This window comes from Streptomyces sp. W1SF4 (assembly GCF_003950035.1).
In the GTDB taxonomy this organism is placed as follows: Bacteria; Actinomycetota; Actinomycetes; order Streptomycetales; family Streptomycetaceae; genus Streptomyces; species Streptomyces racemochromogenes.
This window is the reverse complement of record NZ_CP034350.1, coordinates 5869935-5884149: the sequence shown is the minus strand read 5'-3', so window position 1 is coordinate 5884149 and position 14215 is coordinate 5869935. Positions and strand designations below refer to the sequence as shown.

The 14215-nt window shown below is 72.1% G+C and carries 14 protein-coding genes; 7 read left to right on the top strand and 7 right to left on the bottom strand.

The window, feature by feature from the left end:
• Nucleotides 1-62: 62 nt before the first annotated feature.
• The 5 genes from D1J60_RS38225 (at nt 63) to D1J60_RS27500 (ending at nt 3125) form a co-directional block, all read left to right on the top strand.
• The gene (locus D1J60_RS38225) at nt 63-374 is read left to right on the top strand and encodes a hypothetical protein (protein WP_125822891.1); all 312 of its coding nucleotides are present in this window, start codon (nt 63-65) and stop codon (nt 372-374) included.
• Nucleotides 298-828: a DUF6879 family protein gene (locus tag D1J60_RS27515; RefSeq protein ID WP_125822890.1), complete on the top strand. Its 531-nt coding sequence runs from the start codon at nt 298-300 to the stop codon at nt 826-828. The genes D1J60_RS38225 and D1J60_RS27515 overlap by 77 nt, the downstream gene beginning before the upstream one ends.
• An 11-nt stretch (nt 829-839) precedes the next feature.
• The gene (locus D1J60_RS27510) at nt 840-1688 is read left to right on the top strand and encodes a helix-turn-helix transcriptional regulator (RefSeq protein WP_125822889.1); all 849 of its coding nucleotides are present in this window, start codon (nt 840-842) and stop codon (nt 1686-1688) included.
• A 130-nt stretch (nt 1689-1818) separates the two neighbouring features.
• Nucleotides 1819-2289, top strand: a complete 471-nt coding sequence (locus tag D1J60_RS27505; protein ID WP_241253411.1) for a hypothetical protein — start codon at nt 1819-1821, stop codon at nt 2287-2289.
• Between the two features lie 161 nt (nt 2290-2450).
• A complete protein-coding gene (locus tag D1J60_RS27500; RefSeq protein ID WP_125822888.1) occupies nt 2451-3125 on the top strand; it encodes a class I SAM-dependent methyltransferase in 675 nt (224 codons plus the stop codon).
• Between the two features lie 125 nt (nt 3126-3250).
• On the opposite strand, the gene D1J60_RS27495 is transcribed toward D1J60_RS27500, so the two are convergent.
• Nucleotides 3251-4156, bottom strand: a complete 906-nt coding sequence (locus D1J60_RS27495) for a tyrosine-protein phosphatase (protein WP_125822887.1) — start codon at nt 4154-4156, stop codon at nt 3251-3253.
• Between the two features lie 259 nt (nt 4157-4415).
• On the opposite strand from D1J60_RS27495, the gene D1J60_RS27490 reads away from it, so the two are divergent.
• Nucleotides 4416-5813, top strand: a complete 1398-nt coding sequence (locus tag D1J60_RS27490; protein WP_125822886.1) for a cytochrome P450 — start codon at nt 4416-4418, stop codon at nt 5811-5813.
• A 12-nt stretch (nt 5814-5825) separates the two neighbouring features.
• Here the strand turns inward: D1J60_RS27490 and D1J60_RS27485 are convergent, their stop codons facing one another.
• Together D1J60_RS27485 and D1J60_RS27480 are read right to left on the bottom strand one after the other, a co-directional pair.
• Entirely contained in the window at nt 5826-6380 is a 555-nt protein-coding gene (locus tag D1J60_RS27485; protein WP_125822885.1) for a hypothetical protein, read from the bottom strand.
• Between the two features lie 36 nt (nt 6381-6416).
• The gene (locus D1J60_RS27480; protein WP_241253410.1) at nt 6417-7982 is read right to left on the bottom strand and encodes an MFS transporter; all 1566 of its coding nucleotides are present in this window, start codon (nt 7980-7982) and stop codon (nt 6417-6419) included.
• A gap of 82 nt (nt 7983-8064) precedes the next feature.
• Here D1J60_RS27480 and D1J60_RS27475 point away from each other — a divergent pair, with 82 nt between their 5' ends.
• Nucleotides 8065-10125: an alpha/beta fold hydrolase gene (locus D1J60_RS27475; protein ID WP_125822884.1), complete on the top strand. Its 2061-nt coding sequence runs from the start codon at nt 8065-8067 to the stop codon at nt 10123-10125.
• An 89-nt stretch (nt 10126-10214) separates the two neighbouring features.
• Here the strand turns inward: D1J60_RS27475 and D1J60_RS27470 are convergent, their stop codons facing one another.
• Genes D1J60_RS27470 through D1J60_RS27455 form a run of 4 tightly spaced genes read right to left on the bottom strand, consistent with a single transcriptional unit; the run spans nt 10215 to nt 14207 of the window.
• Complete coding sequence (locus D1J60_RS27470; protein ID WP_125822883.1) at nt 10215-11234, bottom strand: dipeptide ABC transporter ATP-binding protein; 1020 nt, start codon at nt 11232-11234, stop codon at nt 10215-10217.
• The gene (locus D1J60_RS27465) at nt 11231-12259 is read right to left on the bottom strand and encodes an ABC transporter ATP-binding protein (RefSeq protein WP_125822882.1); all 1029 of its coding nucleotides are present in this window, start codon (nt 12257-12259) and stop codon (nt 11231-11233) included. Before D1J60_RS27465 ends, D1J60_RS27470 begins: the two co-directional genes overlap by 4 nt.
• A complete protein-coding gene (locus tag D1J60_RS27460; protein ID WP_125602854.1) occupies nt 12259-13245 on the bottom strand; it encodes an ABC transporter permease in 987 nt (328 codons plus the stop codon). Before D1J60_RS27460 ends, D1J60_RS27465 begins: the two co-directional genes overlap by 1 nt.
• The gene (locus D1J60_RS27455; protein ID WP_125822881.1) at nt 13242-14207 is read right to left on the bottom strand and encodes an ABC transporter permease; all 966 of its coding nucleotides are present in this window, start codon (nt 14205-14207) and stop codon (nt 13242-13244) included. Before D1J60_RS27455 ends, D1J60_RS27460 begins: the two co-directional genes overlap by 4 nt.
• Nucleotides 14208-14215: the final 8 nt, after the last annotated feature.

The following is a 14215-nucleotide window of genomic DNA, read 5'->3' as shown; positions in this document are numbered from 1 at the left end:
CTGGACTCGGAGAGAAGTCTCATGCGCAAGCACCCGCAACCGGTCGGACAGGGGAGATCACCATGGATCTACAGTTCGTCGGGATGGATCCCAACACCGGCGAGGAGGGCTCTCCCACGGTATGGGTGGAGGAGGAGACCGCCGACCTGGTCCTCCAGGGGGTGACCGCCGAGGAAGTCCTACGGACACACATCCACGAGATCCAGTGGGTCCCCGGCCACGCTCCGGGCATCCCCGCCCACGAGACAGTGATCCGTATCCCGGCCCGCATGGTGCCGATCTTGAGGGAGGCGTGCAATGCCGCAGAACGCGCCCAGCTTCGCGGAGCTGCTGGAGCAGACGCAGACGTCAGCAGTCCACCTGGAGATGCGTGACAGCTACGGGGTGGCCGGCGAGGCCGACACCTTCGCGGCATTCCTGCGCGGCGAGTGGAGCGAGGAAGCCCAGCGGGCGGAGCGCTCCAGCTGGCTGAACAATGTCTCGGCCGCCACCGCCCGGGGCGTCGTCATGCGCCGCGCCCGCATCGTCTCCGAGCCGGTGAGCGACTACATCCGCTACGAGCACGCCGGCACTCAGATGAACATCGACGCGGGGGAACAGGTCCGCTGGCTCCCCCGCCGCCGCGCCTTCGACATCGCGTTGCCGGGCACCGACTTCTGGCTGTTCGACGGCCGCCTTGTCCAGCTGCACAACTGGACGGGGACCGGTGACTGGCACCCTGATGAGCCGAAGGTACGGACCGAGGACCCCGCCGTGGTGAAGCTGTGCGCGTCGGCCTTCGAGACGGTGTGGGAGCGCGGGATCCCGCACGACCGGTACACCGTCTGACCACCACGCCCGTGCCCGCGTCCCCCTCCTCCAGCGCACAGGCGGCCCGTGAAGCCCTCGCCGTGCGCCTCGCGCACCTGCGCAGGGACGCCGGTCTCACCGGACGGAAGCTGTCCGCCCTGTGCGACTGGCACCCCGCGAAGACCACCCGCATCCAGAAGGGCGAGGTCGCCCCGTCCGACTCCGACATCCGGGCCTGGTGCGCTGCCTGCGGTGCCGCGGACCAGGTGGACGATCTGATCGCCATCTCTCGCGCTGTCGACTCCATGTATCAAGAGTGGCGGCGCCTCCACCGCACCGGGCTGCGCCGGTCCCAGGGGAACGCCTACGCCTCCAACGCCAAGGCGTCGCTCCAGCGCGTCTACGTCTCCAACGTCGTGCCCGGGTTCCTCCAGACCCCCGCCTACGCCGCCGCGCTACTGAGGAGCATCACGCGCTTCCAGGGCACCCCCGACGACGTGACGGAAGCCGTGGCCGCCCGCGTTGCCCGCTCACGCTTCCTCTACGAGGGCAACCACCGGTACGCCGTCCTGATGGAGGAGTGGGTGCTGCGTTCCCGGATCGGCGACGCGGACGCGATGGCGGGGCAACTCCGTCACCTGCTCACCGTGATGCCGCTCGCATCCGTCTCGCTCGGGATCATCCCCTTCGCCGCCGAGCGCACGGTGTGGCCCCTGGAAGCGTTCTACCTGTACGACGACCGCCAGGTGGCCGTGGAAACCCTCACGGCCAGGATCGGCATCACCCAGCCCCGCGAACTCGCCGACTATGCCAAGGCGTTCGAGGACCTGGCGAAGATGGCGGTCTACGGCGACAACGCGCGCGCGCTGATCGCCGCCGCGCTCGACTCCCTCGGTTGAGATTCCGCAATTAGCCGCAACTGCATTGGCGCCCTCTCGGGCCCCTCCCTACGTTGGTGGACGCGCCCCGGAGTAGTCCCACCGGCTCCGGACCCATGCACCACTCGAAGATGGTCGAGAGGAGCACGACATGGCCGAGATGCTGACCAGGCCCGTCGACACCACAGGAGCCGGCCGGTACCGCAACCCGCGCGACTTCGTGAAGCCTGAGGTCTGGGACCGCGAGATCACGCTGCTGATGCGCGACTACCCCTTCGACGAGGTGATGGCGACCCGGCTGTTCCACGCGGCGGTCACCTACCTCATCACCGCGATGGAGAAGTGGGACGAGCCGGTCCCGCTGGAGATGTGCTGCGGCCGGATCGTGGACATCGCCGTGCACGTGTTCATCCTCGACACCAAGAACTACCGCGAGTTCTGCGCCGAGCACTTCCGCGGCCGGTTCCTGGAGCACATCCCCGAGATCGCGTTCAAATACGACGGCTCCGTGGAGCGGACCGCACAGATCATCCACGACAACGGGTTCGAGGTGGACTGGAAGCTGTGGGAAGCCGACTACGCCAAGTGCGGCCCGTGCCACCCCGGCTCCAAGTGCCACTGAGCCCGTAGGGCCGTAGGCCCACTCGAACCCGGAGGTGCCCCGCGCACCTCCGGGATCCCCTTGTTCGTATACATGCGAGTTCCCGTCTTTCGCACTGCCCCGAGGACAGCGTCGATAGCGTGGCGCCCCTCGACACGGCACCCTTCCCGGAGGTCGCCTCAATGACCAGCGCCGCCCCCAGCACCGCAGCCGAGTACTGGGACAAGTACCGCCCCCACCGTGGCGAGGAACCGCAGCCCCGCCCGGCCGCGGACCGCTTCGACTGGACCGGCCTGCCCGGCACCGGCCCCGGTGCCGAGATCCTCGGCACCCCGAAGACCGCGCTCGACCTGGGGCCGGCCGAGGGCGAGAACGCCGCCTTCCTCGCCCGTTCCGGCGTGGAGGTCACTGCCGTGGACTTCTCCCCCGTCCAGGTCGACCGCGCCCGCAGGTTCTGGCACGACGAGGCGAACCTGGAGTTCGTCCAGGCCGAAGCCTGTGCCTTCCTCGACCAGGACGTGCGGCTGTGGGACGCCATCTACTCGACCTGGGGCGCTGTCTGGTTCACCGACCCCGACGAGCTGTTCCCCCGCGTCGCCCGCCGCCTCTCCCCCGGGGGCATCTTCGCCTTTTCCCACCGCGAACCCGTCGCCGGCCAGTACGGCGCCCAGGAGATGGGCGGGAAGTGGCTGGAGGGCCGCCGGACCGAACTGACCGTGCTGCGCTGGCAGCACACTCCCGCGCAGTGGGGCGACCTCATCAAGCGCCACGGCTTCGCGGACGTCCAGGCCGATGTCGTCCCGAATCCGGACAGAGGCGCGCTCGGGACCCTACTGGTCACCGCACGGGCAGCCTGACCAACGCGTTTCCCTCCGTAGCCCATGCCGAAGAAGGCTCCGAGCCGTCACCGAGGGCCCTGACCCGCCCCCGCCCCGCCCCCGGCACGAGCCGGGCCAGGCGGGGGCCTTCGTCGATTTCCGGGTCAGGCGACGGTGCGTGTGCGGAGTTTGAGGAGGTCCGACGGGGTCAGGCCGAGGCCGTCGGTGAGGAAGGCGCCGAAGCTGCCGTAGTCGGCCACGGCCTGGTTGCGGAAGGCGGCGAGGTAGTCGCCGCGGACTTCCTGGAGCGGGATCAGCAGGTCCGGGTTCTGCATGTACCCGGCCGCCTTGACCTGGTCGCGCAGGGCCTTGTCCGACGCGGCGCGCAGGCTGTTGGAGAGGAGGTAGTCCTGCTCCGAGGTGGAGGCCGGGACGCCGACGGCGCGCAGAATCGTGTCCGCGAGGACGCCGGTGCGGTCCTTGCCCGCCGAGCAGTGGAACGCGATCGGCCTGGTGGAGCCGGCGACGTCCTTGATCGCGGCACCGAGCTGGGCCCGGTTGGCCGGGTTGGTGACGAAGCGCCTGTAGAGGGCGGTCATGCGCACTTCCGCCGCGCCGTTGCCGAGCTGCGCCTGCTGGTAGACCGGGTCCTTGGAGCGGACCACACCGCCGATGAACGCGAAGAGGCTGGTGTCGTCGACCGGGTGGGCCACCGCGGTCACGCCGGCCGGGAGCTTGTCGGTGCCGTCGGCGGAGATCTCCGGGGTGGTGCGGAGGTCGACGACCTTGCCGAGGCCGAGCGCGCCGACGGCGTTGACGCCTTCGGGGGTGAGCTTGGAGAGGGTCTCGGTGCGGTAGACGGTGGCCCACTTGGTGGTCTTGCCGTCGTAGGTGGTGTAGCCGCCGAGGTCGCGGGCGTTGACCAGCCCGGGGACGGACAGGACGCGGCCGGGTGCGGTGGTGACGGACGCGGGGGCGGCGGGCGCGGCGTGGGCGGCCACGGGGGACAGCGTGGCGGCGAGGGCCAGGGCGACGGCGGACGCGCTGACGGCACGGTAGACGGATCTCACGCGAGTGGTCCTTCCTTGGGAGAGGCGGGGACGGTAGCGCGTGGATCCTGAGATCTGAAGATGTCGTCACGGTGATCAACTGACGAACAGTCAGCGGAATGTGGATGGCAATGCGTGCCAGGGTGGCTCATCACGTCGCATAGCGGATTCCAGGCGCCGACGGCGGTATTCGGCCGGATGGCTTGTCAGGGGTCGATCCCGGGCGGGGCGGGCGGGCAGAATCGGCCTCGTCGGACGGTGTTCAGAGGTGGGGGCGGCAATGGCTGACGGTGTGCGGGTTCCGGACCTGGAAGGGGTTCCGCTGCTCGGGTCGCTCCTCGACCTCAAGGCGGACTCCCTCGGGACCTACGAGCGGGCCAGGCAGCGGCACGGGGACGTCGTGCGGATCAGTGCCGGCCCGCCCGGGCTGCGCGCCGAGCTGTACTGCGTGTTCTCCGCGGAGGGCGCCCAGCGGGTGCTGGCCTCCGAGGCCGCGAACTTCCGCAAGGACAACGCCTTCTACCAGGAGGTCCGCGACTCCTTCGGCAACGGCCTGCTCACCAGCCAGGACGCCGACTACATGCGTCAGCGCCGGCTGGTCCAGCCGCTGTTCACCCGCAAGCGGGTGGACGGCTACGCCGGGGCCGTCGCCGCCGAGACGCGCAGCACCCTCGCCGCGTGGGCCGAGGCACAGGACGGGATCGTCGACGTCTGCGCCGAGATGATGCACCTGGCCCTGCGCGCCGTCTCCCGGATCCTCTTCGGTGCCGATGTCGACGCCACCGTGGACGTCGTGGACCGGTGTTTTCCGGTCATCACGGAGTACGTGCTGCGCCGGGGCTACTCCCCCGCCAACCTGCCGCGCGGCTGGCCGACCCCCGGCAACCGGCGGGCGGCCGCCGCGCTGGAGGAGCTGTACGCCGTCTGCGACAAGATCATCGACCAGCGGCTCGGGGCGGCCCCGTCCGGGCGGCCGCAGGGCGAGGAGGGCGAGGAGGGCGAGGGGGGCGAGGACCTGCTCTCGCTGCTGGCCGGGGCGCGGGGCGAGGACGACGCCACCTTCGACCCCGCCGAACTCCGCGACCAGGTGCTCGTCTTCCTGCTCGCCGGACACGAGACGACCGCCACCTCGCTGGCCTTCGCCCTGCACCTGCTCGGCCGCCACCCCGAGGCGCAGGCCCGGGCCCGCGCGGAGGTGCGGAGCGTGCTGGGTGAACGGGTGCCCGAGGCCGGTGACCTGGAGCGCCTCCCGTACCTCACGCAGGTGCTCAAGGAGGCCATGCGGCTCTACCCCGCGGCTCCGGTCATCGGTCGCAAGGCGGTCGCCGCCACCGAGATCGAGGGCCACACCGTCCCGGCGGGGGCCGACGTGATCGTGGCCCCCTGGGTCACGCACCGCCACCCCCGGTACTGGCAGGACCCGGAGCGCTTCGACCCCGACCGCTTCGCGCCGGAGGCCGAGGCCGGCCGGCACCGGTACGCGTGGTTCCCGTTCGGCGGCGGCCCGCGCGCCTGCATCGGGCAGCACTTCTCGATGCTGGAGTCCGTGATCGCGCTGGCGATGCTGCTGCGGGCGTACGAGTTCGAGGCCCTGGACAGCGAGGTGCCGGTGAGCGCCGGGATCACCCTGCGGGCGGAGGGGCCGGCGCGCTGCCGGATCCGCCGCCCGCAGAGCTAGGCCGGTCCCGCGTCAGCGGTAGTCGTCGGGGTGGTCCTGCATCCAGGTGTTGATCTCGTCCCGGGTGCCGGTGAGCGTGTTCTGGTGCTTCTTCAGGTTCTCGAAGGTGCGGTCGCCGCCGAGTTCCTTGTCGAGCTTGACGATGAGGGCGATGGGCTCGGGGAAGTGGCCGGGGCCCTTCGGGTCGGCCTTCATCGCACGGTCCAGGCGGTGGAGTTCGTCGTACACCCGGCCGAGGAAGTAGGCGCAGTTGCCCGGGGTGCAGGAGTCGTTCAGGGTCGCCTGGAGTCCGGCGAAGGCGTCCCGGACGAGCTCGGGCGGGGTGGACGACAGGGAGCTCGCCGTGGGCCGCGCGGTCGGTGTCGCGGCCGGTGCGGGGGTTCCCGTGCCGGCCGGGGAGGCGGCGGGGGCCTGCGGGGAGGAGCCGGGCGAGGAGGCCGCGGCAGGTGACGAGGCCGACGGGGCCTTGGCCTTCGGCTCGGCGCCGTTCCCGCAGGAGACGGTGAGCGCCGCCAGGGTGACGGTCAGGGCTGCCGCGGCGGCGCCGCGCAGGGTGGATCGGAACATCGGATTTTCCCCCCGGTTTTCGATGATCGACAGAGCCTACCCGCCCCGCTCGCCCGGAACGGCCGCCGGGGCGTGGTTGCCCTGGAGCCGTTCCAGGTCGGAGGGCCGGACCTGGATCGCGAAGACCGCGATGGCCGCGCCGACGAGGGTGAAGAGCGAGGCCGCCACGAAGGCCGCGCTGACTCCGGAGGTCAGGACCTGGTCGGCCCAGGGCTTGGGGAGCTGTCCGGTGCGGGCGAAGAGGGCCTTCTGTTCGGGGCTCGCCGAGCCGAGGAAGGCCGGCACCTGTTCCTTGGCCTCGTTGCGGCTGGCCGTGCCGAAGACGGTGACCAGGATGGACAGTCCGAGCGATCCGCCGATCTGCTGCATGGTGTTGAGCAGTCCGGAGGCGGCGCCGGACTCCCGGTCGGGGACGTTGGACAGGGCCATCAGGGTCAGCGAGACGAACTGGAGTCCCATGCCGGTGGCGAAGACCAGGAGCGGGCCGAGGATGCTGCCCGCGTAGGTGGAGTGGACGTCGGTGCGGGTCATCCAGCCCAGTCCGACGGCGCAGCACAGCGCGCCGACGACCATGAAGGGCTTGGGCCCGTACTTCGGCAGCAGTTGGGAGGCGGTCCCGGCGGCGAGCGCGACCATCACGCTGACCGGCAGGAAGGCGAGTCCGGCGCGCAGCGGGCTGAAGCCGAGGACGTTCTGCACGAACAGGGTCAGGAAGAAGAACATGCCGAAGATCGCGCAGGCGAGGAAGAGCATGATCCCGTAGGTGCCGGCGCGGTTGCGGTCGGCGAACATGTACAGCGGTGTGATCGGCTGCGGCGAGCGCCTCTCGTTGAGGACGAACAGGACCAGCAGGACCAGGGCGGCGCCGAAGGAGGCGAGGGTGATCCCGTCGCGCCAGCCCTCCTGGGAGGCGCGGATGAAGCCGTACACCAGGGAGACCATGCCGCAGGTGCCCAGCAGCGCGCCGATCAGGTCGAAGTGTCCGGGGTGGCGTTCGGACTCGCGCAGGACGCGGGAGGCCAGTACGGCGATCAGCAGGGCGATCGGGACGTTGACGAAGAACACCCAGCGCCAGTTGAGCCATTCGACCAGCACCCCGCCCGCGATGAGCCCGATCGCACCGCCGCCGGCGGAGACGCCGGCGAACACGCCGAAGGCCCGGTTGCGGGCCGGGCCTTCACGGAAGGTGGTGGTGATCAGTGCGAGCGCGGTCGGGGAGGCGATGGCTCCGCCGACGCCCTGGAGGGCCCGGGCGGCCATCAGCTGGCCCTCGTTCTGGGCGAGTCCGCCGAGCAGGGAGGCCAGGCCGAAGAGCAGGACGCCGAAGATGAAGACGCGTTTGCGGCCGAGGATGTCGCCGGTGCGGCCGCCCAGCAGGAGCAGTCCGCCGAAGGTCAGCGTGTAGGCGTTGACGACCCAGGACAGACTCTCGGTGGAGAAGTCGAGCGCGGTCTGGATGTGTGGTAGCGCGATGTTCACGATGGTGATGTCGAGCACGACCATGAGCTGGCAGGAGGCAATCACGAACAGGGCCAGCCCGTTTCCGCTCCCGCGGACCTTGCCGTCGGTCCCGTTGTCGTTCGGCAGTGCGTTCGGGTCCACTAGTCGACGCTAAGCCCGTGGACCAGGGGCCACCACTCGAATGGTCTATGCTATGTGATATTGCACATGCCACAATGCGATCATGGATGCATTCCTCAGGCTCTCCGCCGACACGGCCCGGTTCACCCACGGCTCGCCCAGGGCCTTCTCGTTCGGCGACGACGGCCGCCTCCTCTGGTTCCTGCGCTCCACGGGCCCCACCGACGCCCTCGACGGCCTCTGGGTCCTCGACACCGCCACCGGCACCGAAACCCGGCTCGCCGACCCGCGCGAACTCTCCCCCGCGCCCGGTGAACTCCCCCTCGCCGAGCGCCGCCTGCGCGAACGCACCCGCCTCGTCGCCGCCGGCATCGGCTCCTACGCCCTCTCCGGCGACGGCCGCCGCGCCGTCTTCCCCCTCCACGGCAGGCTGTACGCGGTCACCTGCGACGGCACCGCCGCGCCGGAGCCGCTCCCGGCTGCCGGCCCCGCCCTGGACCCGCGCCCCAACGCCGACGGCTCGCGCACCGCGTACGTCGCAGACGACGCCCTCCACGTCCACCCCGGCGGCCGGATCAGCCCCGCCGACGGGGCCCGCTGGGGCCTGGCCGAGTTCGCCGCCGCCGAGGAACTGGGCCGCACCCGTGGCCACTGGTGGTCCCCCGACGGGGTCACCCTGCTCGCCGCCCGCGTCGACGAGAGCGCCCTCCAGCGCCGCCACTTCGCCGACCCGGCGCACCCGGAGCTGCCGGCCGAGGACTTCGCGTACCCCGAGGCGGGCGGCCCCAACGCCGACGTGCAGCTGTGGGTGCTCGGCCCCGACGGCGGCCGGGTCCGGCTCGACTGGGACGCCGGGGCCTTCCCCTACGTCTGCGACGCGGGCTGGGAGTCCGCGACCGAGATCCTGCTGACCGTGCAGGACCGGCTCCAGCGCAACGTGCTCCTGCTCGCCGCCGACCCGGCCACCGGCCGCACCACCGAGCTGTCCCGCACCACCCACCCGCAGTGGGTCGACCCCCTCCTGCCCGGCACCCCGGCGCGGCTGCCCGACGGGCGGACGCTCACCGCCGCCGACACTCCCGCGGGCACCGCACGCGGCCTCGCCCTCGACGGGAAGCCCCTCACCGGCGAGGGGATCCAGGTCCGCGCGGTCGCCGGCCTCCACGAGGGCCGGCTGCTGATCGAGGCCGGACTGCGCGACCCCGCCGAACAGCAGGTGCTGCTGCTGGACCCCGACACCGGCGAGCTGACCCCGCTCGCCGACGGGCCCGGCGTGCACGGCGTCTCCGCCTACGCCGGGACCCTGCTGCTGACCAGCGCCGACACCGACGGCATCCGGCGTACCGTACGCACCCCCGACGGGCGCGAGTTCACGCCCGCCGACCTGTCCGCCCCGCTGCCGTACCGGGTGCGGCCGGTCCTGGAACGGGTCACCGAACTCGGGCTCCCGACCGCCCTCGTGCTGCCGCGCGGCCACGTCCCGGGCCGGAGGCTGCCCGTGCTGATGGACTCCTACGGCGGCCCCGGCTTCCAGGACGTCTCCGCCGAACCGCGCCGCTGGCAGGCCCGGCAGTGGTGGGCCGACCAGGGCTTCGCCGTGGTCACCGTCGACAACCGGGGCACCCCGTACGTCTCCCCCGCCCACACCCACGCCGTGTACCGGGGCTTCTCGGACGTCACCCTGGAGGACCAGGTCGCCGCGCTGCGAGCGCTCGGCGAACGCCACCGCGACCTCGACCTCGGCCGGGTCGGCGTCCGCGGCTGGTCCTACGGCGGCTACCTGGCGGCGATGGCGGTGCTGCGCCGGCCCGACGTCTTCCACGCGGCGGCCGCCGGGGCCGCACCGACCGACTTCCGGCACTACGACACCGCCTACACCGAGCGCTACCTCGGCCTTCCGCAGGAACACCCCGAGGTCTACGAGCGGGACTCGCTGATCCCCGACGCGCCGCGGCTGTCCCGGCCCCTGCTGCTTGTCACGGGCCTGGCCGACGACAACGTCCACCCCTCCCACACCCTGCGCCTGTCGCAGGCCCTCACCGACGCGGGCCGCCCGCACCAGCTGCTCGCGCTGCCCGGCGTCACGCACATGACCCCGGGCGGGACACGGGAGAAGATCATGGCGCTGGAGCTGGAGTTCTTCCGCCGCGAACTGTCCCTCTGAGCCCCGAGCACCGGAAGGGGCCGCACACCGGAAAGGGCCCCGCGGACGTCGTCGTCCGCGGGGCCCTCCCCTTCTTCCCGTGATCCCCGTCAGTCACCCGGGAAGTGACAGGCCACCTCCCGCGAGGCGGCGGGCCGCAGCAACGGCCGCTCGGTGCGGCAGACCTCCTGCGCCTTGGGGCAGCGCGGGTGGAACGTGCAGCCCGGGGGCGGGGCGGCCGGGCTCGGCGGGTCGCCGAGGAGCACGATCCGCTCCCGCCGCCGCTCCGCCGCCGGGTCCGGCAGCGGTACGGCGGACAACAGCGCCCGGGTGTAGGGGTGCTGCGGGTTCTCGTAGAGGGACTTCTTGTCCCCGATCTCGACGATCCGGCCGAGGTACATGACCGCCACGCGGTCGCTGACCCGCTTGACCACCGAGAGGTCGTGGGCGATGAACACGTAGGCCAGGCCCAGTTCGGCGCGCAGCCGCTCCATCAGGTTGACGATCTGCGCCTGGACGGAGACGTCGAGGGCGGAGACCGGTTCGTCGGCGATCACCAGCCGGGGGCTGGTGGCCAGCGAGCGGGCGATGCCGATGCGCTGGGCCTGGCCGCCGGAGAACTCGTGCGGGTAGCGGTCGATGTGCTCGGGGATCAGCCCGGTCAGTTCCATCAGCTCGCCGGCCCGGCGGCGGGCGTCCGCCGCGCTCCAGCCCTGCACCAGCAGCGGGTCGGAGATGATCCGGGCGACCGTCTGGCGGGGGTTGAGGGAGGAGTGGGGGTCCTGGAAGACCATCTGGATGTCGCGGCGCAGGGGGCGCAGCGCGGACTGGGAGAGCCGGCTGATGTCGCGGCCGTCGAAGGTGACGCTGCCGGAGGTGGGTTCCAGCAGCCGGACCAGCATCCGGCCGGTGGTGGACTTTCCGCAGCCCGACTCGCCGACGAGGCCGAGGGTGCGGCCGGGCTCCAGGTCGAAGGAGACGCCGTCGACGGCCCGGACGGGCGCCGCCCGGCGGCCGGTCAGCGACCGCTTGCCGGGGAAGGTCATGGTCAGGTCCCGTACGGAGAGCAGGGGCCCGGCCGGGGCGTCCTGCCGTACGGCCCGGTCCTGGCCGGTGGCCGGGGCGGTCATCGGGACACCTCCGGGGTGGCGACGGGGGCGGGGGCGGAGCCGGCGAAGTGGCAGGCGGCGGTCCGGGCGGGGGTCCCGTACGGGCGCGGCTCGGGCACCTCGCCCGTGCAGCGCTCCCGCTCCTCGCGGGTGCCGGCGGCGGCGCGCGGGCAGCGGGGGGCGAAGGCGCAGCCGGGGTCGCGGTGGAGGAGGGAGGGCGGGGAGCCGGGGATGGAGGGCAGCGGGACGTCGTCCGGGCTGTCGAGGCGGGGCAGGGAGTCGAGCAGCCCCCGGGTGTAGGGGTGGGCGGGGCCGGCGAACAGCTCGTCGGCCGGGGCCCGTTCGGCGGCCCGGCCGCCGTACATGACGAGGACCTCGTGGGCGACGCGGGCCACCACCCCCAGGTCGTGGGTGATCATGACGACGCCGAGGCCGCGTTCCTCCTGGAGGCGGGCGATCAGTTCGAGGATCTGGGCCTGGACGGTGACGTCGAGGGCGGTGGTGGGTTCGTCGGCGATGAGCAGGTCGGGTTCGCAGGCCAGGGCCATGGCGATCATGGCGCGCTGGCGCATGCCACCGGAGAACTGGTGGGGGTACTCCCCGGCCCGGCGGGCGGGTTCGGGGATGCCGACCTCGCCGAGCATGTCGACGGCGCGTTTGCGGGCGGCGGCGCGGCCGGCCCGGAAGTGCACGCGGAAGTGTTCGGCGATCTGTTCGCCGACGGTGTAGTAGGGGTGCAGGCTGGACAGCGGGTCCTGGAAGATCATGGCCATCCTGCGGCCGCGGACCTTGGCCAGTTCCTTCTCGGGCAGGCCGTTCAGCTCCTGTCCGGCGAGCCGGACGGAGCCGGTGACCTCGGCGCCGGTGCGGTGCAGGCCCATGACGGCGAGGGAGGTGACGGACTTCCCGGAGCCGGATTCGCCGACGATGCCGAGGGTGCGGCCGGCTTCGACGGTGAAGCCGAGCGCGTCGACGGCGCGTACGGTCCCGCGCGGGGTGCTGAAGGTGACGTGCAGGTCGCGCACTTCGAGCAGGGGGGTGGTCATCAGTACCTCACCCTCGGGTCGACCACGGCGTAGAGGAGGTCGACGGCGAGGTTCGCGACGACGATGAAGAAGGCGGCGAGCAGGGTGACGCCGAGGACGACGGGCTGGTCGGAGCTGACGAGGGCGCCGTAGAAGAGCCTGCCGATGCCGGGGAGTCCGAAGATGGACTCGGTGATGACGGCTCCGGCGAGGAGGCCTCCGAGGTCCATGCCGAAGATGGTGAGGATGGGGGTCACACCGGAGCGGAGGCCGTGTTTGACGACGACGGTCCGTTCGGGCATGCCCTTGGCGCGGGCGGTGCGGATGTAGGGCTCGGCCATCGCCTCGATCATCGAGCCGCGGCTCTGGCGGGCGTACATGGCGGCGTAGAGCAGGGCGAGCGCGGTCCAGGGCAGCAGCAGGTTGGAGGCCCAGGCGAGGGGGTCGTCGGTGAAGGCCTGGTAGCTGGGGTAGGGCAGCAGTCCGGCGACGCGGATGACTCCGTAGATGAGCACGACGGAGGTGAAGTAGACCGGCAGGGAGGCGGCGGCGACGGCGCCGACCATGAGGGCCTTGTCGGTGGCGGTGTCCTTGCGCAGGGCGGCGGTGACGCCGGCGCCGAGGCCCAGCAGCAGCCAGAGGGCGGCGGCGCCGACGGCGAGGGAGGCGGAGACGGGGAGCCGGTCCATCAGCAGGTCCCAGACGGGCAGGGAGTTCTCGTAGGAGTAGCCCAGGCAGGGGAAGTCGCACTGGACGGCGTACTGGCCGGAGCCGAGGGTGCGGCCGGTGAAGATGCCGGTGAGGAAGTCGGCGAACTGCCGCCACAGGGGCTGGTCGAGGCCGAGGTACTGGCGTACGTCGGCCAGCCGTTCGGCGCTGCAGGTCTTGCCGCAGGCGGCGGCGGCCGGGTCGGTGGGCAGGACGTAGAAGATGACGAAGGTGACGGCCGCGATGGCGAGGAGCACGCCGGCCAGGGCGAGCAGGCGGCGGAGCAGGTAGAGGATCAACTGCGGCCTCCCCTCGGGTCGAGGATGTCGCGCAGGGCGTCGCCGAGGAGGGTGAAGGCGAGGACGGCGAGGAAGAGGAAGACGCTCGGGATGACGAAGTACATGGGGTCGGTCTCGTAGAAGGCCACGGACTCGGCGATCATCTGGCCCCAGGACGGGGTGGGCGGGCGGACCCCGACGCCGAGGTAGCTGAGGGCGGCCTCGGTGCTGATCATGCCGGGGATGAGCAGGGTGGTGTAGGCGATGACGGGGCCCGAGACGCCCGGGAGGATGTCGCGGGTCAGGATGCGCCAGGCGCTCGCGCCGCCGACGCGGGCGGCGTCGACGTACTCGCGGTGTTTGAGGGAGAGGGTCTGGCCGCGGACGACTCGGGCGACGCCGGGCCAGCCGAAGAGGCCGATGACGGCGGTCATGAGGGCGATGCGGTTGACGTCCTTGGCCACCGACAGCATCGCGATCATGAAGATCAGCGAGGGGAAGGACATGGTGAGGTCCATCAGCCGGGACAGGACGGCGTCGGTGCGGCCGCCGAAGTAGCCGGCCGCGATGCCGGCGGCGGTCCCGGCGAGGACGACGATGGCGGTGGCGGCGAAGGCGATGAGCAGGGAGACCTGGGCGCCGTGGACGACGCGGGCGAACAGGTCGCGGCCGGTGACGGGTTCGACGCCGAGCCAGTGCTCGGGGCTGATCCCGCCGAGGTCGCCGAGCGGGAGGCCGCCGAGGTAGGGGTCGACGGCGCTCTTGTCGAACTCCTCCGGGGACCAGCCGCCGAGCGCCCCGAGCCAGGGTGCGGTGAGGGCCATGAGGACGAAGAGGAGGACGACGGCGGCGCTGACGCGGACGGCGGGGCGACGGCGCAGTTCCCGCCGGGCGAGCTGCCAGGGGCTGCTGCCCGGCGCCGCCGCGGGCCGTCCGGCCGGGGTGTCGGGCGCGGGGGCGGCGCCGGGTGTGGTGGTGGTCATGGTGTCGG